The sequence below is a fragment of the Caldivirga sp. genome, assembly GCF_023256255.1.
GTDB lineage: Archaea > Thermoproteota > Thermoprotei > Thermoproteales > Thermocladiaceae > Caldivirga.
The window spans coordinates 1-23,826 of record NZ_JAGDXD010000045.1; the positions used below are offsets into that span (position 1 = coordinate 1).

Below are 23,826 nucleotides of genomic sequence, written 5' to 3' on the forward strand. Positions count from 1 at the left end.
AGAGTGATTAGGCTTGCAAGGCCTGATTAAGTGATGACCTGGGCTAAGATGACTTGCCTCAAGTATTTTTACAAACATTGATTGTTTTAATTTAAGTCTTAATTAATCCGTATGATTCAATACTTAATAAGCACCAGTGAAGGATAACACATGGTTAGTGAAACCCTTAGGCCTTCTCCAGCAATAGAGGGTAGTGTGGATTCCCTATTCTACTGTTGGAGGAGGGCCCCATCCACTAGGCCCGGTCTTGAGGAGGAGTTTCAGGCTTGTAGAGCCAGTGAGTATTGGAGGGTTAACTACGATGAGGTTAAGTACACTGACTTCTCGCAATCTGACTACTTCAAGCCTAAGGGCCTTAATACAGTCTCCATGAGGTCCAGGAGCGTATTCACTTACGGTCACTTCACGCTAATGGCTAAGCTACCTAAGGCTGAGGATGGGCCAATGCTTTGGTTCGGCTTCGAGACTGATGACTTATTCGCAGGGGGTGCTGTGCACTACTGCTGGTTCTCAGGTAAGGGTGCATTAACTGCTAATATTGGTGGTATAACTAAGCTCGTCTCAATGGATTTAACCAAGTTCCTACCCCAAGACGTCTCGGAGAAGTACCACTGGTTCAGTATTGTCTACAGGAGGGGGTTGGCCTTATGGTACATTGACGGTAGGCTTAGGGCTCTGGCCTCAATAAGTAATGGTGAAGTTAAGGATGGCGGCGTGGTTTACGATAAGCCACCCTACATTGCATCATGGACCACTGACGCGCCTTCCCCTCAATTAGCCGTGCTCCTTGATATTGATGCTGCACCCCAGGTTGAGTTTCATTGGCGGGGCCTAAACCCATGGGGTTTAAGGGTGTCTAATGGTGATGCTGAGGAGCCTGTGAGGATTAGACTCTATAGGGAGGGTTCAGAGGAGGCTTGGGCTGGCTTAACAGTTAACCCTGGGGTTGAGTTATACTCCCAGCCGTTGCCCGGCATTGGTGAGAAGACGCTCATCATGAATGCACCAGGTGGTGAATTAACGGTAGAGTACTTCACTGAGGGTAATTGGGTTGAGGCTAGGAGTCAGGCATTGGGCAGTGGAACCAATGTATTAAGTATTAGTGAGGATGCTGCATTAATTAGGTTTAGGTATAGAGCTAGGGAGCCTGGTTCAATAAGGGCAGCATCATTAACCCTGGTTTAATCCACCGCCGCCACTGACTTAGCCTTAGCCCTATGGTTAAAGTAGGCGTAGACCGTTATCACTATGAAGTCCGCTATAATCATTGAGTGCATTATGGTGCAGTATAGGCATAGCGCATGCAGTATTGCGAATTCAACGTAAAGTAGGTAGGGTATTATTGCTAAGCCAAGGAACCTCCAGTACATTAGAATCCTCAGCAACCTATCAGCCACCCTCTCCCTACTCCTATCGTAGGCTATGGCCATCACTATGTTTATTATGAACCAGAAGACGGCAAGTACATCAAGGGGTACGTCAGCCACCTCAGCGTAGGGACTTGAGAGAACCCTTATACAGTTAACCGTAACACCCGGGAAGGGTGAGGACTCCCCATTCAGTGTACATAATGGGGGTGCGTTATGGAGGTAGTAGTAGGTATACAGCACCACCCCTGAGGAGAATATGCCAACCACTGAGAAGGCTATGAATAATCCAAGCCACTTAGGCGTTAACCTACCCATAACCTAAATTTACCTAAGCCCTATTAAATAAATTTTTCTTAACAGTACACCTAAAACCTCACCCTTCAGGACAGGAAGCCATCAGCCTACTAGAGATGCATTAGGCCCTACAGTAATCTCTAAGGCCTCGTATCAGGCTATTAGCGTGTTAACAGTCATTAAGCATGACTAACCTACTTAATTAATGACCAAGTACCCCAATTTCACTTTACTTAATACTTATGGTTTTAGTTCATATACATATATCTATTCATAATTTGATTTTCCCTTACTTTTATTTTCCTTATTTTCGATTTTTTATTTTTCATTTATTGTTATACTGGTTTAGTATTAACCTACCTCCTCATTCGGCTGGGCTAGTGGTTAATGGTTTATTGACTCTAACTAATATTAGTTATCATTGTTGGTTGAATTCTTTTTCTTCGAAGGTGTAATGTGGGTTTTATGGTGCCAGTCCCGGTTTCGAAGAAGCACCCACCAAAAACCCACGAAACAAAACTTAAAAACCTACAACAGAATCTAAAAAAGAATTGAAAGTGATTGATGATTTACCTGGGAAGTAAAGCACGAGTGGCGTAGAATCTAAAATTGAAAGGGATAAGTATTAAAATATGCGTATTTAATAGCCCCGTGGAGGTTAGTGTAGGTAAAGTCTATAGGGTATCCATAGACGCACTCAGAGACTTTCCCTGGAGCCGCTACGTAAGGTTCGCCTTCCTATTTGGTTCAGCTGTATTGGGTAGCACTGCAGGTGATGTGGATATAGCCATCTCTAGGGTAAGCCTAGAGACACTGGGTGAACTCCTGGCGGAGCTCGTTAAGAGTATTCACATACCTGAGGACTACATAGATCTAGTAATCATAACCGAGAGGACGCCTTGCCCCCTCGTCTTGGAGGCCTTCAAGGGGATGCCACTCTACGTGGCCGATTGGGATGAGGTCTATAGGTATTTCAATGTATGTCAAGACCAACAGATTGACTCAAGGAAGCTAAGGCTCATCGAAACGGCGGTGGATGCGGTATGGCGAAGGTAAACGTCCTCCTAGGCTACATAGCTAAGTTAACGGCCTACCTAGATAGTATAGTGGAGAGGGGGTACGATTTAAATAATTGGGATGATCTAATGAGAATATTGCATGCACTACAGCTACAGGCCCAGGCATTAGTGGATGTAGTACAGAGGGTTGCCTCTCTGATGGGTGAACCAGCCCAAACGTATATTGAAGCTGGAGAAGCGCTTTTAAGGCTGGGAATCCTCAATGCTGAGGATTTTAGACTCTACCGATCTATAGTTGGTTTCAGGAACGTGGTAGTCCACGGCTACATTTCAATTAATATTGATCAAGTTGATGAGATACTGAAAAACAGGCTATATAAAAGGGTGCTAGATCTCACCGAAAGGATAGCTAAAAGAGTGTCGGATCCATAATTAGTGCCAACAGAGTTGGCTGTAATAATGATACAAGGATTCGTACAAACCTGCAGTGAATTAAAGCCTTGTCCTTTGGGTTAATGATGGGGGAAGTTTTTAATAAAAGATCATGGATAGGGTAAATGGGGTCATTGTGATCCCCATAAATTGATTTGATACTAACACCCCCTGTAATTCAGCTCATCATTATTGTATAATACTGATGACACCACGTCCATGTACTTAAGGTCTCGCTGGCGGGAGTACTGGGGCTTATTGATATGTCCTTGGTTATTAGGGAAAACGTAAATAGATAAGAAAATGCAGTAGTCACTGCAATCATTATGAATACGATAACCCCTCTCGAGGGAAACTTACCAAAGGCAGCACTTAGAAATACGCCAGATAAGTCAGGCCTTAAGTACGTTAAGGTAACAGGTGGAATAGGGGGATTATTAATGTATGCGAGCCATTATTCCTAGACATCGCCTTTGCCTCATTGGTCATAAGCCTTATGTAAGCCTCTAAGTGGAATCTAAAAAGAATTGAAAGTAGTTACTGATGTGTAATATCATTCTCACTGAACCTGAGCAGGATCTAAAAATTGAAAGTCTCAATCCTTAAGTAGCTTAAGGTTGCCTGTAACCTTGTTTACCAGCTCCTCAGGTCCTGGTCCAATGGCTAGGGCTGTTATGGTGCCGGGTGGTAGTTCCGTTAAGCCAGCGTCCTCGATGAGGGCTGCGGGTAAGCCTAGGGACTCTGCCTTAGCCTTAAGTCTCATTAATTCATCAGCATTATCCACCACTAGGACGATCTTCTTCTGACCCCCTGAAACCCAGGCGTTAACCCAATCCCTCCTACTCACTAAGGCCTCCAATACGGCAGTTACCGCTGCGTGGGCTACTTGAACAGCCAACTTCCCCCTACTCATCCTTAAATCCCCCCTAACCACTATGGATTGCTTAAACTCACCCATTAATTGAGATAATTCAGTTTAATTATTTAAATTAAATTACGGTTAACTCATTAATCGCTTAAGGGCTCCCACCTCTTACTCTTAAAGGATCTGTAGGCTGCGTCAATTATCCTATTAACCTCAACACCATCATTAAAGTTCTCCCTAGGCATCTCACCCCTCTCGAAGGAGTCTATGAAGTGCCTAAGCTCGTATAAGTAGCCGTATAGCTCAAACTCCCTCCAAATTGGGTAGAGCCAACCCTTAGCCACCTCAGCCTTCTCAACCACGTAACCAACCCTCTCCTCCGGGGCTGTTGTGAAGACCCTTATCCCAGTCTCCCTAGTTACATCAACGAAAATCGCGCCCTCACTACCGTAGATCTCGTACCTTAAGTCTAAGCCACCGTGGGCTGCCCAACTATTCTCAGCCTGCCCCAATTCCCCACCACTATACCTAACCAGGACTATACTGTTATCCTCAGCCTTAGTCTTATCCCTATGAACAAGTAAGTCACCCCAGCCTAAGACCTCACTGGCCTTACCGTTAATCAACTTCCTAGTGACCTCAATAGAGTGGCACCCCATGTCAAGTAGGCTACCTCCACCGGATAGGTCCTTGTCCCAGAACCATGGGCTATGAGGCCCAAAGTGGGCCTCCCTACTCCTAACCCAAAAGACCTTACCAATAGCCCCATTCCTAACCATATTCATAACCCTCTCAATCTGAGGTATGAAGACCTGGTTCTCAGCGTAGGCGTGGAGTACACCATACCTATTAACAGCGTTAAGCATCTCCTTAGCCTCAGCCAGTGTCCTACCCAGGGGCTTCTCAATTATTATGTTCTTCCTATTCTCAGCGCATATTTGAACAGCCTTAAGGTGGAGGAAATTAGGTAAGATAATGTCAACAACGTCCACCTCCTTATCACTGCACAGCTTCTCAATGAAGTCATCACCAGTATAGTATCTACCTATCCCCCACTTACCAGCGAACTCCACAGCCCTACTCCTAGACGCAACGGCAACAACCTTAGCATTAGGTATTTCAGCGTAGGATTGCATGTGGAACTCAGCCGCGAAACCTGAGCCAAGTATCCCTACTTTAACAACCATGTTAATTACCTGGATTAACTGCTTTTAAGCATTATGCACTATAGGTAGTGTGACTACTATAATAATGAACCATGTATTTAAATGAAATAACCCATGAAGCATCCCACTTACCTACTACTTACCCTACCATAGAGTTGTAACCTACCTACCTTCCCAAGCTCACTCATCGCGATGTACGGTTAGTGCGCTGGGTGACACCTTATTAATGGTTCTAGTGATGGTGGGTTACGGTATTTGCTGAACACCTCTATAGTGGATTATAATGCGCTGTGATTAATTTGGTAACAGTAAACTATATGGTAATGCTTAAAAATATTTTTTAAGTCACATAGCTTATGCGGACAATAAGTAGGTGGATTATACTTTTGGCTATAGTTATGGTTATGGCCGGTTTACTAGTTACGTATGCTCAACAGGTGGTTTCACTAGTCCCAGCCTTCAACACGACGTCAAACGTCATCGTGGTTGGTAATACGTCAAGCCAATATGTATCAGCGCCACTTGGCTACGCCTTATTCTTCACTAACCTTTGGGACATGGGCTCAGGCACGGCGGGTAAGACTATTCTAATGTATAATGCTGCTGAGGGAACAGCCTACTTCATTCAGAATTACACGTTCATTAAGCCAACTTACTCATACGATGTTACCCTTGGTTACCCAGCAATATTCTATGGTCATTCACAGTGGGGTGGCTTATATCCTAAAATGAGTCCACTGTTGATGCTTCCTGCTCAAGTCATATCACTCCCAGGCATTTGGGCATATGTTAACTATAGTGTAGTTAACTTCACGCCCAGTAGTCTTCAATTTGACCTATCCTTACAGGTTTGGCTTGGTGCAACACCCAATGAGACTAGTGGTCCTCAGCCTGGTGACTTAGAGATAATAATATACTACTACACTCATAATATGGCTCCCGGTGGTTCACAGGTAGGTACCATAACCGTGCCGACGTTTGTTAACGGTAGTATTGTTAATGAGAATTGGCAAGTCTGGGTTTACTACGGTGGGTCAAGTATGTGGACAATAGTGTGGTTTGTACCAAGCATTAATCAGCCGAGTGGGTACGTTGGCTTAAATATTACGGGCATGCTTTACGACTTATTCAATATACTTACCACTAATTGGCCGCTTCAGTGGAACTTCACTGGGCTGTTGAACTTCTATGTATATAACATCCAGTTGGGTAATGACTTTGGTACATCTACGCAGTTAAGCAACGTTTTTGAGAATATAACCATATATAGGTATTACCTAGAGTTAACCAAGCCAATAATACCAGTAGTCACTACAACAAGCACGACTACCACAACTACTACTGCCTACGTAACAACAACAGTTACCAGTACAACAACCACTACCATAACCTCAACCACAACTTCAGTCAGCACTACCACAGTGACTTCACCAGTAACGAGTACGACAACGTTAACAACAACATCCCTCTTAACCACCATCAGCACTGCAACATTAACAAGTACATTGACTAGTACCTTAACTGTAACCAAGGAGGTTATTGGGACAAGCGTAATAATAGGCATAGTGGTTATATTGATAATAATTGCAATTATTGCACTATTGCTGGTTAGGAGGAAGTAAGTTAATTAAGCATTAAATACAATTAAAAATAATTACCTAATATGTAAATTCACGTCTTATGCTGATTAAAGTTACTAGGTAAAAACTGATTTAAACAAGGCATGAACTTGTATCGCATTCTCCTTAGGTGTAATGATACTACTCAAACACTCTTCAGTGAAGTAAAGTTAAAAACAGCATGATAGTGAACCCAAGCATGCGGACTTCAGAACTACTACTAGTGGGTGTAGTATTACTAGTGTTAATTGAATTAACTCCATCTGTTCATGGTGAGTCTCAGTCAATGGTTTGGTCAACACAGGTACCGTACTTGGGTTCTAACGGTAAGCCCCATGATTTCGAGTACTTCATGAGCATTAAGGAGTTGGGCTTCAATACCATTTTCCTAACAGTCCCCTGGGGTGCTGTTGAGTATGGGCCTAATGAATACGACTTCCATGTGCTTGACCAGTACATGAATTACACTGAGGCCTTGGGTTTAAGGGTTATCCTAGTCTTCTTCTACTCAGTACCAGCAGCAGCCGGTGACCCTGATGCAACTCCACCTTGGCTCCTTAATAATGGTGAGCTTGAGGTTAATCCACTTGGCCAACCACAGAATCCACCAGCCCTAGCCTGGTGGAATATGACTGATAGGCAATACTACTTCAATTTTATTAAAACAGTGGTTTCAAGGTACGTTAACTACAGTAACCTCCTAGGTGTACTAGTTGACTACGGTTGGCTTGATGATGACTGGGGCCCTGGCGTTAATGGTTTGCCTGTTGGTTACGCTAAGAGTGATGTAGCCATGTTTAGGCAGTGGCTAAGGCAAACTTACCACGGCAACATTACGCTACTTAATGAGCAGTGGGGTACTGATTACAGGAGTTTTAATCAAATAAACCCCTCAACAATACCATTCACTGGTAATTGGCGGTACTTCCAGGAGTTCAGGGTTTGGAGTATTAATGAGACGTATAGCCAATTATTCAGCATGATTAGAAGCATTATTGGGCCTAATAAAATGCTCCTATTCTACTGGGGTGGGTCAATTGATGATATTTACAGTTTACAAATGCCTGAAATATATTTTCAATTGGCTAGGAGGTATAACGTAACCATAGTGCTTGATGATGCCGATCATACGCACTTTTCAGTGTTCTTCAGTAACATGGCTAGGGCATACCATGTGCACTTAATGATGGAGTGGACACCAGTACCAAGCACCCGCTCCTACTACAGTAAGTACTTGTCTCATCTAATCCTCGGTTACCCATGGCTAATGGGCGGCGACTACTACGTATTCATAAGGAGCTTAAATTGGTTTTGGCCTACTGTTCAATTAAACGCGATGGCGACTAAAATATATGAGTTAATTAACGGTACTTACCCAAGCACTAAGGTTGCCTTACTGTACATGACAATGTTCGGGGATACTTACGGCAATTGGCGTTACCTAGTTAATGAAACAGGCTTAATACCGGGAAGCCTACTTAACGTGAATAACCACTACGCCTACTACCCATTCAACATGATTACGGTTAATGAATTAGCCCTAGGCTTAGTTAACTTATCCAACTACAAGTACCTAATTCTAATGGTGCCTGAAAACCTTATCCCAAGTAGCGTACAGGGCATTATTAACCAATGGAGAAGCAGGGGTGGTGTATTAGTATCATTTAATTCAAGTTGGTTAAGGGATGATTTAGGTAGTGTACTTAGTCACTTGGAGGAACCAGTGTTGGTGGCTAATGCATCAGTGGAAGCTTTTCCAATAGTTAACAATAACTCCGTCTTCTTGGCCATTAACAATTACGGTAATCCGGTTAACACCCTACATGTTGATGTGAATTTAACCGCGTTAGGCTTACGTAACGGTACCTACGTCATCATTAACCTTGATGGAGGTGACCTACTTAATGTAACCAATGGGGGTTCAGTATCATTCAACGTGAACCTATATTACACTATGGGTGTGGTTATGGTGGGTATTATGCCTGTTAAACCAATCCACATGATTATTAACATAAGTAGCATTAACGCAAGCTACCATTACGAGACAGGGGTCTTCAATATTAAGGTTAATGGTTTAATTTCACCTAAGGGCAATTACGTGGTTACCGCACTAGTCCATACTAACCTAACCCAAGCTGGTTCCCCATTCACCAGTAACGGCTTAGTGTATGAGTCAGTTAGCGCAGGTGAGGCTACTAGTAATGATGGTTACTTCACCATCAACTTAACGCTACCTATGTACCAAGTAATGCTTAATAGCTACACCCTAATACTCAACATTTACGTCATAAACAATGGATACGTAGTGAACGGTGAGTCGTACGTACTTAACATGAACCTGAACTTCACATCAACCCCCTATGGTTGGTTACCCTCAGTGTCCGGAGTTAACGTGACAGGGTATAGCCCATTAATAATAGCTAAGCCAGCCACAGTAACAGCCACCATTCCAGTCAACTTAACCTCCACGGTAACCACAACAGTAACAACCACTACGACGGTAGTTAGTACTGAGACCAGCATCCTAACCTCAACAATCTTGAAGGGCATTATACCTAGACCAGTTACTGTAACGATCACGGTGGGCGTTATTGTGTTAATTTTAATCGTAGCAGTAGCCTTGGTGGCAAGGACTAGGTTAATGAGGGGTAATTAGTAAGGTTGATTTACCACACCCTAGTAAATACACTAACCTATTATTTAACTCAACATGAATGATAAACGGGTAAGGCACTAGTAAGTAATCCCCCTCTAAAACCTTAAGGTTACTGAATTTAATACGTCATTACATTCCTTTCAAGTTCCTGAAGCTCCCTAAGCGTATACTCAACCCTCTTACCATTAGGCAGCCTCCTTATTATTATGAAGGGCAGTAACCCCCTCTTAAGCTCCTCAAATGCTATAGCCACTGGGTCGGAGGTCCCTATCTCCTTGGGGTTAACTAATGGTGGTGCACCATCCATTAATTGCCTAGTCCTCACTGCAATTATCTTTGCGAACTCATACTTAGTTATTCGGGGTGGGTAAGGTAATTTACCGTTCCTAATTAAAGAGTATAATTCGTCAATTGTTGACATGCCTGTCTTCAATAATTAAGCCCTTTATAAACTTAACTACTCACAATAAGGTGCCTAGGCTTTAAGCCAAGTCTTGTTCTATAACCTGCCTTTACCTTCATGGGAGTCGTGGTTCATTAATGAGGCATTATGAGGATAACTATTAAAGGGGGGTTACGCGTCTTTACTGCAATGGAGGATATACGAAAATGCGTATTGCTTGACTCAATCAGGATGCTTGATGGTTCATGCAGTATAGATAAGTTGGCCTTATTAATGTACATAGTGGATAAGCAGAGTGGATACTCAATATTCACCTGGAGTATTGAGGACTACTTCCCAGTTAGCCAAGACTTCCTGGATACTGTTGAGGAGTTGAGGAGGAGCGGCTACTTGGCTGTTGATAACGGGAGGGTTAGCGTAACGAAGGCAGTCTTCGACTCATCGGCCTGCAGTAATCACTGGCTCTATGGGAGGTTAATAAGCTACGTCAGTGATGTGATAGGTAGGTATAAGGGTAAGGATGTTAATGAACTTTTAAGTGAAGTAATGGAAATACCCTAGAATAATGGGTTCACTCACCAACACTCTAAACCTAGAATTGTAATTAAGGCTAGGGATGTTTAGAACTAGTCCTCATGCTAAGAAACGCTTAAAACTACCGACTTAACATCGTTACTTAATGGGTAAGGTTAGGCCAGCTTACATTAAGAGGGTTGGTAGGATGCTTATGGAGCAGTACCCAGATAGGTTCAGCGATGACTTTGAGCATAATAAGCAGGTGGTGGGTCAGTTGGTTGAAGGTGCCTCGAAGAAGGTTAGGAATAGGATAGCAGGCTACATAACATCACAGGTTAAGCGCATTAAGGCAGCGGGTGAGGAGGAAGAGGGCGGGGAAAGTGTAAAAACCAGCACTGAGGGTGGTTCCTAATGGTTCTGCAGAAGGGCGACTACATACTGTTAGATTACACAATGTTGACGAAGGAGGATGGTAAGGTTATTGAGACGACAATTGAGGAGAAGGCTAAGGAGGCCAACATATATGACCCTAACCAGGCCTATGGCCCTAGGTTAATAATACTTGGTGAAACCAAGATCTTTGAACCCCTTGAGGAGGCTTTACTGAAGAGCGATGAGGGTTCCGAGGTGACTGTTGAGGTGCCTCCTGAGAAGGCCTTCGGCTTAAGGGATCAGAGTAAGGTTAAGGTTGTTTCAATTAGGGAATTCTATAGGGCTGGTAAGGTACCTAAGGTTGGCGACATTGTCGAGTACAATAATCAGAGGGCTAGGGTTATTTCAGTCTCAAGCGGTAGGGTTATCCTGGACTTTAACCATCCATTAGCGGGGAAGGTGATTGTGGTTAACGCTAAGGTGGTTAAGAAGCTCACAAGTGACGAGGATAAGGTTAAGGAGATAATTAGGCAGTACTTACCTAGGTTAGACATGGGTAGGGTTGAGGCTAAGCATGAGAATGGCCAGGTAACAATAAAACTGCCCTCAGAGGTCCTCTTCATTGACGGTATAGGCACTGTTAAGTTCAGGATAGCTGAGGAATTAGCTCAGAGGTTCACGGATGTTAAGAAGATAATATACGTGGAGGAGCTTGAGGTTTCAAGGGAGGAGCAGCAGGCTCAACAAGCACAGCAGACTACACAGGAGACTCAGCAACAGGCAACCGCACAGACTCAGCAGGTTCAAGGTGGTTCAAGTTGAGTAGGATGCATGGTGACCCAAAGGTCCTATTAACTGGGACAACAACAGTAGGGGTGGTTACTAAGGAGGGTGTTGTGTTGGCTACTGATAGGAGGGTTACTGCAGGCTACTACATAGCCCATAGGAAGGGTAGGAAGATATGGAAGATTGATAACCACGTGGCGGCAACAATGAGTGGGGCAGTTGCCGATGTACAAATGATACTTAATGAATTAACACACTTAGCAATGGACTATAGGATAACACACCAGGTCCCAGTACCAGTTAAAACGCTCGCCAATTACGCATCAGTAATCATGTTTTACAGTAGGCCAATGATATACATAGCGCACATGATAATTGGAGGAGTGGATAATGAAGAGGGCCCAGTCCTATATGCAGTTGACTGGTACGGTAGCTTCACTAGGGAGGAGCGCTTCATGTCAACTGGTAGTGGTTCCCCAACAGCCTTCGGTGTTCTTGAGGATGGTTATAGGGATGGCATGAGCCTTGATGAGGCGGTTAAGTTAGCCACCAGGGCGGTTAAGGCAGCAATGCTTCATGATCCAGGAAGCGGAGAAGGCGTTGACGTAATAACTATAACTAAGGAGGCTGGGTATAGGGAAGTCCAGGTTTAAATTAAGCTTAATCATAAGTGTACTCCTCATATTCAAACATAGTCAAGTACATTCACTTGGAGAGAAGCTCAATGGCCTTATTCACGGTATCCTCAATTATTCTCATGTAGGCTATCATATCATTAGCAGTTAATTTGGATTCATGAAAACCCCAAACATGTAATGCATAGGCAGTGGCCCAACCCACGGCTACCCAATCACCCAGCATTAAGGCTAATGTATTACTAACCCTCTGCAGTAAATAAGTGAACCACCTACCAGCCTTAATGGCCTCTGAGTACTCAGGTGTATTGTACTTCTCAGCGAGTGCCTTAATAACCTCTTCAACAGCCTTATACGCCTTCTCACTGGCCTGAACCGCATCATTTCTCTGCAGGTAGTCTTTACTTTCACTTAGGTACTTCTTAGCCAGCTCAATCCTTATCTTAATACCACTTGATGGATCACTTCTATCAATAGCATTCACTAATATGTCAACAACATCTAAACCCCTCTTTTCAGCTTCCCTAAGAATCTCCACAGGTACCTCCATGTGATTATTATTAATGCCTAAAATATATTAATTTCTCTAGAAGGCTTAACCTATTAGTTAACTAAATGTGGTGTAGATGCCCGATAAAGCTTATATGGTTCCTAGGTTTGCTTGGCTTATGGTTAAGTATACTTGTGGGGATGCTTTAATGGCTGGTGTTCCCCTTGGTGGTATTGGTGCTGGTGGTGTTGAGTTGGATAATAATGGTATGCTTATTAATGCTAGGTTTGCTAATAATTGGAATAGGCCCATTAGGGTTCTTGAGGGTTTTCACATTATTATTAAACCACGTGGCTTAGAGCCGATTATCATGCATTGTTCAGCATCATCGCTACCCACATTAAGTAAGTACACCGTTAACTTATCCCTTGAGGGTCGTTGGCCCTTTGCTTGGCTTAGGGCTAGTAGGAATGGTGTTGATGTTGAGGTTGAGGCCTTCACACCAATAATACCCGGAAACCTAAAGGACTCAACACTACCAGCACTCGCAATAACAGTAAAGGTGAGGGGTAGTGGGGATGGTTTAGTGGCCGTTTCAATGCCTAATGTGGTTGGTTCAACAACAATAGGTAGGGTTAATGAGGCTGTTCATGGTGGTGTTAGGTTTAGGAACCTTAAGGCTAACCAATACGACCCATTCAATGGTGAATTAACCTTAATTACTGATAATCCAAGGTATGTGATTACTCAATACAATTTAATTAACATTAGGGATACCATTAGGTTGAATAAATTCATTGAGAATGAGGAACCTTGGCAAGCAATTATTAGCAGTAAGGAGTATGGTGGTGATGTAGGTGAGGCCATGGGTGAAGCCTATAGGCCAGCTGGTCTAGTCGCATCCGAGTATGGCAAAGATAGTGAAGTTAGGTTTGTTGTTTCATGGTTCTTCAATAACCCATGGTTGCACTACCCATATAGGCACTACTACGCTAACCACTTCTCAAGCTCCCTGGAGGTTGCTGAGTATTTCCTCTCTAGTTTCGATAGGCTTAGGTCAAGTACACTTGACTGGCAGAGTAGGTTGATTGACCCATCACTGCCCGATTGGCTTAAGGACGCTATAATAAATAGTGCATATATACTGTCATCCAGCACTTGGCTTGATGAGAGGGGTAGGTTCACCCTATTTGAGGCCCCTGAAAACGGACCAATGCTAGGTACGATAGCTGGTGCATGCTATGAGACAGGCTCACTACCAGTAGTCCTAATGTTCCCGGAGCTCGAAAAATCATTCCTAAAACAGTTAACTAATGCAATTAGGGATGATGGCTATGTTCCACATGATTTAGGCCCATACTACAGTCTCGACATGCCCTCTGATGGAACCACGGCGCCGCCTAGGTGGAAGGACACTAACCCAACGTACATTCTATTGGTCTACAGGTACTTCGTGAGGACTGGTGATGTTGAATTCCTGAGGGAAACCTACCCTAAGCTACTTAAGGTTCTTGAGTGGGAACTTAGCCAAGACAAGGATGGAGACGGCGTACCTGAATGCGAGGGTACAGGTGATACTGGCTTTGATGTGACACCGATAACCAGCTTATCAAGCTACATTGCCTCGCTTCAAGTCGCATCATTAATGGCTATGGTTAAGATTGCTGAGGTGCTTGGGGACTCAGCCACGGTCAGCAGGATTAGTGGTATTCTTGAAAGGGCTAGGAGGGTGCTTAACGGGTTATTCAATGGTAAAGTGTTCATACCCTGGACTGGTGAGCCTAAAGCCGCTAACGCATCCTTCCTAGCCCAGATTTGGGGTGAATGGTGGAGTATGCTGCTTGACCTAGGCCACGTGGCTGATGAGGATAAGGTTAAGAGGGCTCTTGAATCAATGCTAAGCATTAATGCAAGTGTCTCAGAATGCCACACACCAAACATGGCTGGGGAGCACGGTGAGTGGGAGAAGTATAGTCAATTAACCGCATCGTGGCCAAGGCTAGTATTCGCAGTGAGCTCACTGGGCTACGCATTAGGCTACGGTAAGTGGCTTGAGGCGGCTAAGAAGGAGTGGGATACTTTAGTTAAACTAGGCCTAACGTGGAACCAACCATCAAGAATAGAGGCAAGCTGCAAACCAGAACAAGGATACCTGGATCACTACATTGGCAGTGCATCACCATGGTCATTCACATATAAGTATGCATTAAGTAAAGTAAGTATGTAAGTGAAGTTACTCGGATTCTATGAAGTATGATTCGTAATCAGTGTTGAAGTATTTATCTATGTACTCTTTACTAAGGTACCTGTATTGGGATTCATGCTTCCTCATGCATTCATGCTTTACCTGCCTATATTGGGAAATATTAAACGTAATCACCCTGCTCTTATCCTTAACTAGCCTATATAGTACTAGTTTAAGTAGTACATCTAGCCTCCTATTCCTCCTAAACCTCTCAAGGTTAGGTTCATAGTTAAGGTATGAATACTCCTTAACCTTAATGCCCAATTCCTTAAGCGCCCTAATAGTTATAACGCCAGCCGCCCAATGATCCATGTGAACCTCGAAGACTGAGGGGTGAACAACCTCATCAGGCTTAATCCTACTGATTATGTTAATTATCCTAGGTACCGCCTCATCAATGTGCGAACTTAATTCCCCATCAGGATAGTTCAGGAAGAATGCGTGATTAGTGGGTATGCCAAGTACCTTTAATGCTTCCTCAGCCTCCATAATTCTCCTCCTAGCAAGTTCCTCGCCCCTCTCCTCAGGCTTAGGTGACCCTAGCCTTCCATCAGTCATGTAAACCACGTAGACGTTATAACCCTCACTAACCCTCATAGCCAGTAAGCCACCACCATTATCACATTCATCATCTGGGTGAGGTGCAATGTACAGTAGCGTTGGCATTACTGAATGCACTGTACTGTATTATTTAAAGGAATACACTTGGTTACTAGGCTGCTTGATTTATGCGGGGACAAAAACTTATTAACAGGGCTCATTAACTTACCCTTAGGTAATCATGACTGAGAATTACAGGGCACCAATAGTGGTTGTGGTCGGCCACGTGGACGTGGGGAAGACCCTACTGTTGGATAAGATTAGGAACACAATGGTTGCATATAGGGAGCCAGGTATGATTACTCAACACATTGGCTTATCCTACCTGCCTTGGCCTATTATTGAGAAGTACGCGGCCCCTGTTATTGAGAGGTATAGGTTGAAGGGTAAGGTTTGGGTTAAGGGCTTCCTAATGGTTGACACCCCAGGTCACGCCGCCTTCTCAAACCTTAGGCGTAGGGGTGGTTCAGTGGCTGACTTAGCCATACTTGTAATTGACTTAACTAGGGGTTTCGAGGAGCAGACTTATGAGAGCCTAATACTGCTTAAGAGTAGGAACATACCCTTTGTTGTTGCGGCTAATAAGGTTGATAGGATATATGGGTGGAAGCCCATGCCTAATGCCTCAATACTGGATTCCTACAATGCCCAGGATGAGGATACTCAAGGTAGGCTTGAGGAGGCTTTAGTTAGGATCATTGAGGACTTCAATAGGCAGGGTTTCGAGGCTGAGAGGTTCGATAGGATAACAGACTTCAATAGGCAAGTACCCATAGTGCCAACTAGCGCAGTCACTGGGGAGGGTATACCGGACCTCCTAGTTTTAATGGCTGGTTTAACCCAAAGGCTGGTTAAGGATAGGTTAAGGCTCATGGGTGGTCCAGGTAAGGGTGTAGTTATGGAGGTTAAGGAGGAGAAGGGGCTTGGCACCACCATGGATGTTGTACTGTATGATGGTGTAATGAGGAAGGGGGACACTATAGTTGCAATGGGTCTTAATGGTCCTGTGGTGACTAAGGTCAGGATGATGGTGATGCCTAAGCCGCTTGATGAAATGAGGGATCCGGAGGATAGGTATATGCATGTTAATGAGGTTGAAGCCGCAGCTGGTGTTAAGGTGGTTGCTGATGGGTTAGATGAAGTGGTTCCTGGTTCATCAGTGTACGTAGTGCAGGGTGACCCTAAGCCGTACATTGATGAGGTTATTAAAGACGCCGCGTCAATTAGGATTGAGACGGATCAGGTGGGTGTAATAGCTAAGGCAGATACTTTAGGTACGCTTGAGGCTATGGTGCTTTACCTCAGGTCTCAGGGAATACCCGTTAGGAAGGCTGATATTGGTTCAGTAACAAGGAGAGACATAATAGATGCCTCAGTGGTTAGGAGGAAGAATCCGCTCTATGGTGTTGTACTGGCTTTTAACGTTAAGGTTCCTAAGGAGGTTGAGGAGGAGGCTAAGGTCCAGTTAGTTACCGTATTTCAAAACAACATACTGTATAGGCTTGTTGAGGAGTTCACCAGGTGGTTCAATGAGGAGAAGAGTAGGCTAATTGAAAGTGAGCTAAGTAAGTACGTTAGGCCAGGTAAGATAGCTGTAATACCTGGTTACGTGTTTAGGAGAAGTGACCCAGCAATAGTGGGTGTTGAAGTGCTGGGTGGTGTAATTAAACCAGGCTATAGGCTAGTTAAGGCTAATGGGAAGGAGGTGGGTGTTATAATGCAGATTCAGGACAAGGGTAAGCCAATTCAAGTGGCTAAGAAGGGTATGAGTGTGGCGATTTCAATTGAGGGTAACGTGATTGTTGGTAGGCATATTAAGGAGGGTGACGTACTCTACGTTAACGTACCCCTTGAGCACGCTGTCAAATTAATCATGCAGTACAAGGAACACTTAAGCAGTGATGAGGTTGAGGTCCTTGAGGAATTCATGAAGCTTAGGAGCACTTGGAAAGCATCAGCACAGTAAGTACCCCCAGTCACCTCTTTGCGTATAGCCAGCATGCCACGTATATGCCCTTCTTAACCTCAATCATGGGCGGCTCCTCCCTACGGCAAATATCCATTGCGAATGGGCACCTTGGGTGGAATCTACAACCACTAGGTGGATTAACTAGGTTAGGTGGCTCACCTGCAACAACCTTCCTTTCACTAAACCTATTCTTAGGATCTGGGTCTGGTATTGCTTCAATTAATGCCTGGGTGTAGGGGTGATGCGGCTCCTTTATCACGTCTCTGTATGGTCCTATTTCAGCCATTTTACCGGCGTACATTACCAGTATCTTATCACTGAAGTACTTGGCTGTGGAAATATCGTGAGTAATGTAGGCAAAGGCAATCCCATCCCTCACCTGAATACTCTTAAGTATTGTAAGAATCTCTACCCTAACGGAGGCGTCAAGCATTGATACGGGCTCATCAGCAACAATAAAATCAGGCCTAGTAACAATAGCCCTAGCAATAGAAACCCTCTGCCTCTGGCCGCCGGATAATTGGTGGGGATACTTGTAAAGGTAATCATCAACCGGGGTTAACTTAACCTCCTCAAGAGCCTTACGAACCATTTCATCCCTTTCCCCAGAGTCAACACCATTAATTATCAAGGGCTCCTCAACTATGAATTTAACATTATGGTAAGGGTTAAGGCTTGAGAAGGGGTCTTGGAGGACAATAGCGGTCCTTCTCCTAAACCAAAGCAGGTTGCGGTCATCCTCATGAGTGATGTCCTTACCATCAAAGATTAATTCACCCCCAGTTGGCTTAAGGAGCCTAATGAGGACTCTACCTAACGTTGTCTTACCACTCCCTGACTCGCCAACTATTGCCATTGTTTCACCATGATCAATACTAATGCTTACATCATCAACAGCCTTAACGTATCTGGGTTTTGAGAATAAGCCAGGACGTATGGTGTACCACATTCTCAGTCTATGGGCTACCACAAGCTGCCTACCATTAATCCACGGTGTATCCGAGAAGTCAGGCATTGTTTCACCGCGGCGTTAACTTAACCATAATGGGTATTTAAGTATTTAACCCCATTAAGAGTACTTAATTCCGATGAGGCTTTATCTTAATTCTTTCCTGGAATTAATTGTATAAAATATTATTTCCAATGGAATTTCCGTCACTAATCCTGCTTAAATAACTAATACCCTAAGGATGCGGTTGATTTAGTTATTGCTGAATTTAACCAGCTGGTTTCATGATTACATAATTTAAGTATATTGATGCGATTGCGTTCACTAAGTTTTAATCAAAGAAAATGATGCTTAATTCTTGGTTGACTGCTTGGGTTAAATGAAACAAAGGGTTAAAGTGCGATTCTGAGTTAAGGGAGTATTGGATTTAGCTTTTGCATAACGTTTATAAATACCTTAGGGTAATGAGACATGTCTTGAGGGTGTTGATAGAATGGCGCTTAGACCTGATATAGAGGAGAAGATTATTAAGATGCTGCCTGAGGAGGCTAAGGTAACGAGAATTGAGTTCGAGGGTCCTCACGTAACAGTGTATTCCCTTAACCCAGGCTACATCATGAATAATAGTGAGTTAATTAAAATGCTTGCGAAGGAGCTTAAGAAGCACATTATAATTAAGGGTGATGAGAAGGCTAGGGCGCCTAAGGATGAGGTTGAGAAGGTTATTAGGAAAATGATAACTGATGGTGGTAATGAGGTTGATAAAGTCTACTTTAATGATCAATTAGGGGACGTTTACGTGTACCTTAGGAAGCCTCAAGTCATTAAGGGGCTTGATAAGGCTATATTGTCTCAAACAGGTTGGAGACCAGTGATAGTTTCAACAGCCTTAGATATGTCTAAGGGTTTACCCAGGGATGATATAGACGCGGTTAATAATGTGGATGTGTTGATGAGTAAGGAGAGGGCCGAGTTCCTGAAGAGCATTGGCTTAAGGATACATAGGTTACCGGTGTATAAGAACGAGTACGTTAAGGTAACTTGCCTAGGCGCGTGTTTCGAGGTAGGTAGGAGTGCGTTACTTATTGAGACTAGTGAAAGTAGGGTTCTACTTGATTCAGGTGTTAAACCTAGTAGTGGTATGGATGAGGCACCGTTCTTCGACATTATAGATATTGATAACCTAGATGCAGTGGTTATTTCCCATGCTCACCTGGACCACATAGGCATGTTACCTTACCTCTACAAGTATGGCTACAAGGGCCCAGTCTACATGACTGAGCCAACCAAGTACCTAATGGAGATACTCCTTACGGATTACATAGACTTATCATCTGAACGTGGTTACTCATACTATGGGTTAAGTGAATTAGCCTCAAGCCTATATCACAGTATTACGGTGGATTATGGTGATGTTACTGATATTTCACCTGACATTAAGTTAACCCTTTATGATGCTGGGCATGAGATAGGTTCAGCGTTATCTCACCTGCACATTGGTAATGGATTATACAACATAGTGTACACGGGTGACTTTAAGTATGGTCCCTCTAGGCTACTTAACCCAGCTCACAGTGTCTTTAAGCGCGTGGAATTGCTCATAATGGAATCAACCTATGGGGGTAAGGATGATGTTCAGAAACCCAGGGAGGAGGCTGAGGCTGAATTGATTCAACTGGTTGGTAAGACTCTTGAAAACGGCGGTAAGGTGCTTATACCAGTCTTCAGTACCGGTAGGGCTCAGGAAATACTGTTCCTACTCAATGATGCTATACAGACAGGTAAGTTGGCTAAGGCCCCAATATACGTGGATGGTATGGTTCTTCAGACGCTTAACGTCCACTTAATGTTCCCAGATTACTTGAATAATACTGTTAAGGAATTAATATATGATGGCGTTAACCCATTCATTTCAGAGTACGTTAAGCCAGTGGAGAGGGCTAGGAATCCTGATAAGAGGCAGGAGCAGGTCATGGATATACTGCAGGGCCCACCATCAATAATACTGGCGCCACACGGTATGCTTAGCGGTGGCCCAGCCATGGATTACTTCGTCCACATGGCTGATGACACCAAGAACAGCCTAATATTCGTATCATACCAGGGAGAGGGGACTTTGGGTAGGAGGCTTATTCAGGGTGAACGTAAGGTTAACTTAAAGTACTATGACCAAGACATTACAGTTAACGTAAACATGAATGTGTTTCATGAACCCGGCTTCTCAGGCCACAGTGATAGGAAGCAGTTAATGAATTACGTGGGTAGGATTGAGCCTAAGCCACATAAGGTTATGCTTGTTCATGGTGAGCCAGGTAAGTTGATGAACCTAGCCTTAAGTATAGAGTTAAAGTACAAGATAGATACAGTCATGCTTAACCACCTTGAGACCATTAGGTTGGTTTAGGGAAACGTTAATTAACGTTAAGCCGCCTTAAGTATTAATGAATGTATTAGTTGAGGTTAACCCATTAAGGGTTAAGCCGGAGGAGGTTAGTGGGCTTCAGGTCGCCTTAAATGTTGTTGACTACATTAAGGGTAATTGGGGTAGGTCATTACCTGAATTAGCCATTGAACTGGAGGAATATGAACCAGTCACGATTAAGGTACCAACGCCAAGGAAAATTAAGGACTTCATTAGGATAATGGAGCTTGCTAATTACCTCAACTTAAGTGAAGTGATAATAAGACCCCCGAGGGGTAATGTGGATGAGTTCCTTGATGCGGCTGCTGAGTACAACATTGTGTTGTCATGGTTCATAAACTTTAAAACAAGCATACCCCCCGTTCCTCCACCCCATAGGATTAGCTTAACGGTTGATGCACCTTCATTTAAAGGTTTAAGGAGGTTACTTGAGTTTCTTCTACCTAACCTAAACATAGTTAGATTCATTTATGCCCATAATATTAAGAATGGTAAAGGTGGTTACCCATTAATGAATGGTCCCATTGACTACTTAAAGATAATGAGGATACTAACCGCATTAGGTTGGGGTGGGGCTACTGTATTGAGCTATAGGGATGAATTCACGGTGAATTATAGGAATGATGTTAATGCATTAAAGGCATTCATTGAAAGTGCTGGGTCAACCGTATTAGATAAGGGGACTATGAGAATGCTTAACTCAATAATGAAGAGGCTAATGGGTAATTCTTAGGTGCATATGGTTAAGTTGCTTTATTGAACCTATGAAAATTAACTAAGGGCTAGAAACACTGTTCTTCATGAATAGGTGTTAGTAATTAAACATTCATGGGACTATGCATTAATGCTGGTCTTTACTCATACCGCTGTTCTTACTGTACTTAAGTAGTTTACTTATCAGGTCCCAGTTAGTTAACCCAGCGCTACTTAACCTATAGTATATTCCGTGGCTTGTCTGGATTCTTTCAATTAAATTGTGTGCCTCAAGAATATCTAAGTGGTATGTCACTGTCCTGTAATTAACCTTAAGCGCCCTAGCTAATTGACTGGCATTTAATTGACCATTCTGCTTAAGTAAGGTAAGTATCCTAAGCCTAGTCTCCCCACCCCTGGATGCGTAAAGTAGCCAAACCAATAACCTCCTAACATCCTTATAGTCTCTACTTCTATACATTCACTGGACTTAATCTACGGCTTCTGGTTTAATAAATTACTGAGCCATAAGTTTTACTTCACCTAGTAACTAATAGAGAATTCACTAACTTACTAGACACAGCTGTTGCCGATTCACCTACAATTATGAGGTCATTAATACTTGTTAAGTGAATTGCATCAGGTACTTTACCCAGTGACCTTACCGCTTCATTAAGTGCACTATTAATGAGCCTATACTCATCTCCACTTGAATCATACTCATATGTAGTTAATGCATTCTTGATTCTACTTATTAAGTTACTTAAACCACTTATAAGTAGTAGTGCCCTTAACCTTGAGTTACCACTAACCATACCTAGAGCATACTTCACTAGGCGATTACCCCCACTACGCGTAACTACATTGATTGGTAACCCTTCCTCAATATCCCTCCAGGTTACGGAAATCACATTGCTGGGATTGACGGCGTAGGGTGGTGGTAAGGTAGTTGCAATACCACCATTACCCTGTGGATCAATTAACTCCCTTACTTTACCTTTAATCATGCTTACAGCATTACCTAAGTCCACTATCGCATCATACCTATAGGCCCTTAACTCAATCCACGACATTGGGTTAACTGGCCCATGCCCATGACCTAGGGGTAGGGAGTATTGAATAGCCATTGTTATCAACTCCTTAGCCTGCCTAATGGAATCCCATGCACTCATGCCTTTAGCTAAACCAGCCGCTATGGCTGCTGAGAAGCTGCACCCAGTGCCATGCGTGTTTCCTGTATTAATCCTAGGCGCCCTCAATTCCCTGAATTCACCACTATCCCTAAAGTAAACCACATCAATGCTCTCAGCCCCCGTAAGGTGTCCACCCTTAACTATCACAATCTCAGGGTGAAACTCCTCAGCAATCCTCTTAGCCGCAATCCTAGCATCATCAAGGTTCCTAATGCTCACTCCAGAGAGGCTCTCAGCTTCAGGGACGTTTGGGGTTACTACCTTAGCTAGGGGAATTACTGCCCTTCTTAAGGTCTCCATAGCGTCCCGCCGCATTAAGGGGTCACCGCTCTTAGCGTACATTACAGGGTCCACAACTAATGGGAATCCCCACCTCTTAATGACCTTGGCAACGCTCTCCATTATAGGTGAACTACTCAACATTCCAGTCTTAGCTGCATCAATACCTATATCCTCAGCAACGGCATTCACCTGGGCCTCAATTATACTTGGATCAACCTCTTGAACCGCCTTAACACCAAGCGTGTTCTGAGCAGTGACAGCTGTTAATGCAACCATACCGTAAACCCCCATGGCGTGGAAGGTCTTTAAGTCAGCAGTAATCCCAGCTCCACCACCTGAGTCGAGACCAGCTATTGTTAATGCTTTAGGTAGCTTAACTGCCATACCTCAAAGTAGGTTAATCACCTTAATAAACACTACTATAGGTAATCCATAACGTGATTATTAATGCACCTTAGATTAATGCAGTGGCCTGGTTAATTAGGGCTGAGTCAGTAGTTCCAGCAGTAATCACTCATCATGCAAATGCCTCCTCATCACTAACCCTAATCCCAGGCAGCGGTTAATATTGTTAACTCAGTACTAATGTAGCAGTGCATTAAGACTTCCCTTAAACTGGATAAAGGGTTGCGATCTAATGGTCTCAATAGTGGGATCCTGTAATCAACCAGGGTCATTTCCATTATCCTACTTATTTATGAACTGTCTATATACTCCTTCACTCATGATAATTATGCTTTCTAGGTTTGACTAGGGCTAACTTAACTATGTTCATTAATAAATTGGATATATATAGCGGTGGCTAATGGTGGGAAATGTTTAAAAATAGGTCAGTTTATTGATTAATCGG

Annotated in this window: 22 protein-coding genes; 13 read left to right on the top strand and 9 right to left on the bottom strand. The window is 43.5% G+C overall.

The window, feature by feature from the left end; genetic code table 11:
* Positions 1 to 150: 150 nt before the first annotated feature.
* Positions 151 to 1,185 carry a hypothetical protein gene (locus tag Q0C29_RS07260; protein WP_291999995.1) on the top strand — a complete coding sequence of 345 codons (1,035 nt, stop codon included), beginning with the start codon at positions 151 to 153 and terminating at the stop codon, positions 1,183 to 1,185.
* On the opposite strand, the gene Q0C29_RS07265 is transcribed toward Q0C29_RS07260, so the two are convergent.
* The gene (locus Q0C29_RS07265) at positions 1,182 to 1,685 is read right to left on the bottom strand and encodes a vitamin K epoxide reductase family protein (protein WP_291999996.1); all 504 of its coding nucleotides are present in this window, start codon (positions 1,683 to 1,685) and stop codon (positions 1,182 to 1,184) included. The two genes, Q0C29_RS07260 and Q0C29_RS07265, sit on opposite strands and share 4 nt — an antisense overlap.
* Before the next feature lie 630 nt (positions 1,686 to 2,315).
* On the opposite strand from Q0C29_RS07265, the gene Q0C29_RS07270 reads away from it, so the two are divergent.
* Both Q0C29_RS07270 and Q0C29_RS07275 read left to right on the top strand, forming a co-directional pair.
* The gene (locus Q0C29_RS07270) at positions 2,316 to 2,720 is read left to right on the top strand and encodes a nucleotidyltransferase domain-containing protein (RefSeq protein WP_291999997.1); all 405 of its coding nucleotides are present in this window, start codon (positions 2,316 to 2,318) and stop codon (positions 2,718 to 2,720) included.
* Complete coding sequence (locus Q0C29_RS07275) at positions 2,708 to 3,115, top strand: DUF86 domain-containing protein (RefSeq protein WP_291999998.1); 408 nt, start codon at positions 2,708 to 2,710, stop codon at positions 3,113 to 3,115. The genes Q0C29_RS07270 and Q0C29_RS07275 overlap by 13 nt, the downstream gene beginning before the upstream one ends.
* 595 nt (positions 3,116 to 3,710) lie before the next feature.
* Here the strand turns inward: Q0C29_RS07275 and pth2 are convergent.
* Together pth2 and Q0C29_RS07285 are read right to left on the bottom strand one after the other, a co-directional pair.
* Positions 3,711 to 4,073: a peptidyl-tRNA hydrolase Pth2 gene (gene pth2 / locus Q0C29_RS07280; protein WP_291999999.1), complete on the bottom strand. Its 363-nt coding sequence runs from the start codon at positions 4,071 to 4,073 to the stop codon at positions 3,711 to 3,713.
* A gap of 50 nt (positions 4,074 to 4,123) precedes the next feature.
* Entirely contained in the window at positions 4,124 to 5,167 is a 1,044-nt protein-coding gene (locus Q0C29_RS07285) for a Gfo/Idh/MocA family oxidoreductase (RefSeq protein ID WP_292000000.1), read from the bottom strand.
* A 335-nt stretch (positions 5,168 to 5,502) separates the two neighbouring features.
* Here Q0C29_RS07285 and Q0C29_RS07290 point away from each other — a divergent pair, with 335 nt between their 5' ends.
* Positions 5,503 to 6,768, top strand: a complete 1,266-nt coding sequence (locus Q0C29_RS07290; protein WP_292000001.1) for a hypothetical protein — start codon at positions 5,503 to 5,505, stop codon at positions 6,766 to 6,768.
* A 196-nt stretch (positions 6,769 to 6,964) separates the two neighbouring features.
* Positions 6,965 to 9,421: a beta-galactosidase gene (locus tag Q0C29_RS07295; protein WP_292000002.1), complete on the top strand. Its 2,457-nt coding sequence runs from the start codon at positions 6,965 to 6,967 to the stop codon at positions 9,419 to 9,421.
* A 118-nt stretch (positions 9,422 to 9,539) separates the two neighbouring features.
* Here the strand turns inward: Q0C29_RS07295 and Q0C29_RS07300 are convergent, their stop codons facing one another.
* A complete protein-coding gene (locus Q0C29_RS07300) occupies positions 9,540 to 9,842 on the bottom strand; it encodes a DNA-directed RNA polymerase subunit K (protein ID WP_292000003.1) in 303 nt (100 codons plus the stop codon).
* Between the two features lie 171 nt (positions 9,843 to 10,013).
* On the opposite strand from Q0C29_RS07300, the gene Q0C29_RS07305 reads away from it, so the two are divergent.
* The 4 genes from Q0C29_RS07305 (at position 10,014) to Q0C29_RS07320 (ending at position 12,151) form a co-directional block, all read left to right on the top strand.
* Positions 10,014 to 10,385 (top strand): hypothetical protein, encoded by a 372-nt coding sequence (locus Q0C29_RS07305; protein ID WP_292000004.1) that lies wholly within the window; start codon positions 10,014 to 10,016, stop codon positions 10,383 to 10,385.
* Positions 10,386 to 10,503: 118 nt separating this feature from the next.
* Complete coding sequence (locus Q0C29_RS07310) at positions 10,504 to 10,752, top strand: 30S ribosomal protein S17e (protein WP_292000005.1); 249 nt, start codon at positions 10,504 to 10,506, stop codon at positions 10,750 to 10,752.
* A complete protein-coding gene (locus Q0C29_RS07315) occupies positions 10,752 to 11,534 on the top strand; it encodes a peptidylprolyl isomerase (RefSeq protein WP_292000006.1) in 783 nt (260 codons plus the stop codon). Before Q0C29_RS07310 ends, Q0C29_RS07315 begins: the two co-directional genes overlap by 1 nt.
* A 5-nt stretch (positions 11,535 to 11,539) precedes the next feature.
* Positions 11,540 to 12,151, top strand: coding sequence for a proteasome subunit beta (locus tag Q0C29_RS07320; RefSeq protein WP_292000051.1), 612 nt, complete (start codon positions 11,540 to 11,542; stop codon positions 12,149 to 12,151).
* Positions 12,152 to 12,203: 52 nt separating this feature from the next.
* Here Q0C29_RS07320 and Q0C29_RS07325 read toward each other — a convergent pair whose 3' ends face one another.
* On the bottom strand, positions 12,204 to 12,683 hold the full coding sequence (locus Q0C29_RS07325; protein WP_292000007.1) for a PaREP1 family protein: 480 nt from the start codon (positions 12,681 to 12,683) through the stop codon (positions 12,204 to 12,206).
* Between the two features lie 118 nt (positions 12,684 to 12,801).
* On the opposite strand from Q0C29_RS07325, the gene Q0C29_RS07330 reads away from it, so the two are divergent.
* Positions 12,802 to 14,850 carry a GH116 family glycosyl hydrolase gene (locus Q0C29_RS07330; RefSeq protein ID WP_292000008.1) on the top strand — a complete coding sequence of 683 codons (2,049 nt, stop codon included), beginning with the start codon at positions 12,802 to 12,804 and terminating at the stop codon, positions 14,848 to 14,850.
* Positions 14,851 to 14,856: 6 nt separating this feature from the next.
* Here the strand turns inward: Q0C29_RS07330 and Q0C29_RS07335 are convergent, their stop codons facing one another.
* Positions 14,857 to 15,534 carry a PIG-L family deacetylase gene (locus tag Q0C29_RS07335; RefSeq protein WP_292000009.1) on the bottom strand — a complete coding sequence of 226 codons (678 nt, stop codon included), beginning with the start codon at positions 15,532 to 15,534 and terminating at the stop codon, positions 14,857 to 14,859.
* A 115-nt stretch (positions 15,535 to 15,649) separates the two neighbouring features.
* Here Q0C29_RS07335 and infB point away from each other — a divergent pair, with 115 nt between their 5' ends.
* Positions 15,650 to 17,434, top strand: a complete 1,785-nt coding sequence (gene infB / locus Q0C29_RS07340) for a translation initiation factor IF-2 (protein WP_292000010.1) — start codon at positions 15,650 to 15,652, stop codon at positions 17,432 to 17,434.
* Between the two features lie 10 nt (positions 17,435 to 17,444).
* Here infB and Q0C29_RS07345 read toward each other — a convergent pair whose 3' ends face one another.
* Entirely contained in the window at positions 17,445 to 18,452 is a 1,008-nt protein-coding gene (locus Q0C29_RS07345; protein WP_292000011.1) for an ABC transporter ATP-binding protein, read from the bottom strand.
* A gap of 427 nt (positions 18,453 to 18,879) precedes the next feature.
* Between Q0C29_RS07345 and Q0C29_RS07350 the strand changes: the two genes are divergently transcribed.
* Positions 18,880 to 20,790 carry a beta-CASP ribonuclease aCPSF1 gene (locus Q0C29_RS07350; RefSeq protein ID WP_292000012.1) on the top strand — a complete coding sequence of 637 codons (1,911 nt, stop codon included), beginning with the start codon at positions 18,880 to 18,882 and terminating at the stop codon, positions 20,788 to 20,790.
* 37 nt (positions 20,791 to 20,827) lie between these two features.
* Complete coding sequence (locus tag Q0C29_RS07355; RefSeq protein WP_292000013.1) at positions 20,828 to 21,541, top strand: hypothetical protein; 714 nt, start codon at positions 20,828 to 20,830, stop codon at positions 21,539 to 21,541.
* A 108-nt stretch (positions 21,542 to 21,649) separates the two neighbouring features.
* Here Q0C29_RS07355 and Q0C29_RS07360 read toward each other — a convergent pair whose 3' ends face one another.
* Complete coding sequence (locus Q0C29_RS07360) at positions 21,650 to 21,982, bottom strand: winged helix-turn-helix domain-containing protein (RefSeq protein WP_292000014.1); 333 nt, start codon at positions 21,980 to 21,982, stop codon at positions 21,650 to 21,652.
* 58 nt (positions 21,983 to 22,040) lie between these two features.
* Positions 22,041 to 23,360, bottom strand: a complete 1,320-nt coding sequence (gene thiD / locus Q0C29_RS07365) for a bifunctional hydroxymethylpyrimidine kinase/phosphomethylpyrimidine kinase (protein ID WP_292000015.1) — start codon at positions 23,358 to 23,360, stop codon at positions 22,041 to 22,043.
* Positions 23,361 to 23,826 lie beyond the last annotated feature (466 nt).

Excerpts from the sequence above, each read along its gene's own strand:
- thiD (WP_292000015.1), bottom strand. The coding sequence starts at position 23,360 with ATGGCAGTTAAGCTACCTAAAGCATTAACAATAGCTGGTCTCGACTCA.
- Q0C29_RS07275 (WP_291999998.1), top strand. The coding sequence starts at position 2,708 with ATGGCGAAGGTAAACGTCCTCCTAGGCTACATAGCTAAGTTAACGGCC.
- Q0C29_RS07310 (WP_292000005.1), top strand. The coding sequence starts at position 10,504 with ATGGGTAAGGTTAGGCCAGCTTACATTAAGAGGGTTGGTAGGATGCTT.
- Q0C29_RS07330 (WP_292000008.1), top strand. The coding sequence starts at position 12,802 with ATGGTTAAGTATACTTGTGGGGATGCTTTAATGGCTGGTGTTCCCCTT.
- Q0C29_RS07315 (WP_292000006.1), top strand. The coding sequence starts at position 10,752 with ATGGTTCTGCAGAAGGGCGACTACATACTGTTAGATTACACAATGTTG.
- infB (WP_292000010.1), top strand. The coding sequence starts at position 15,650 with ATGACTGAGAATTACAGGGCACCAATAGTGGTTGTGGTCGGCCACGTG.
- pth2 (WP_291999999.1), bottom strand. The coding sequence starts at position 4,073 with ATGGGTGAGTTTAAGCAATCCATAGTGGTTAGGGGGGATTTAAGGATG.
- Q0C29_RS07345 (WP_292000011.1), bottom strand. The coding sequence starts at position 18,452 with ATGCCTGACTTCTCGGATACACCGTGGATTAATGGTAGGCAGCTTGTG.
- Q0C29_RS07320 (WP_292000051.1), top strand. The coding sequence starts at position 11,540 with ATGCATGGTGACCCAAAGGTCCTATTAACTGGGACAACAACAGTAGGG.
- Q0C29_RS07325 (WP_292000007.1), bottom strand. The coding sequence starts at position 12,683 with ATGGAGGTACCTGTGGAGATTCTTAGGGAAGCTGAAAAGAGGGGTTTA.
- Q0C29_RS07300 (WP_292000003.1), bottom strand. The coding sequence starts at position 9,842 with ATGTCAACAATTGACGAATTATACTCTTTAATTAGGAACGGTAAATTA.
- Q0C29_RS07350 (WP_292000012.1), top strand. The coding sequence starts at position 18,880 with ATGGCGCTTAGACCTGATATAGAGGAGAAGATTATTAAGATGCTGCCT.
- Q0C29_RS07305 (WP_292000004.1), top strand. The coding sequence starts at position 10,014 with ATGGAGGATATACGAAAATGCGTATTGCTTGACTCAATCAGGATGCTT.
- Q0C29_RS07355 (WP_292000013.1), top strand. The coding sequence starts at position 20,828 with ATGAATGTATTAGTTGAGGTTAACCCATTAAGGGTTAAGCCGGAGGAG.
- Q0C29_RS07360 (WP_292000014.1), bottom strand. The coding sequence starts at position 21,982 with ATGTATAGAAGTAGAGACTATAAGGATGTTAGGAGGTTATTGGTTTGG.
- Q0C29_RS07335 (WP_292000009.1), bottom strand. The coding sequence starts at position 15,534 with ATGCCAACGCTACTGTACATTGCACCTCACCCAGATGATGAATGTGAT.
- Q0C29_RS07265 (WP_291999996.1), bottom strand. The coding sequence starts at position 1,685 with ATGGGTAGGTTAACGCCTAAGTGGCTTGGATTATTCATAGCCTTCTCA.
- Q0C29_RS07285 (WP_292000000.1), bottom strand. The coding sequence starts at position 5,167 with ATGGTTGTTAAAGTAGGGATACTTGGCTCAGGTTTCGCGGCTGAGTTC.
- Q0C29_RS07260 (WP_291999995.1), top strand. The coding sequence starts at position 151 with ATGGTTAGTGAAACCCTTAGGCCTTCTCCAGCAATAGAGGGTAGTGTG.
- Q0C29_RS07295 (WP_292000002.1), top strand. The coding sequence starts at position 6,965 with ATGCGGACTTCAGAACTACTACTAGTGGGTGTAGTATTACTAGTGTTA.
- Q0C29_RS07290 (WP_292000001.1), top strand. The coding sequence starts at position 5,503 with ATGCGGACAATAAGTAGGTGGATTATACTTTTGGCTATAGTTATGGTT.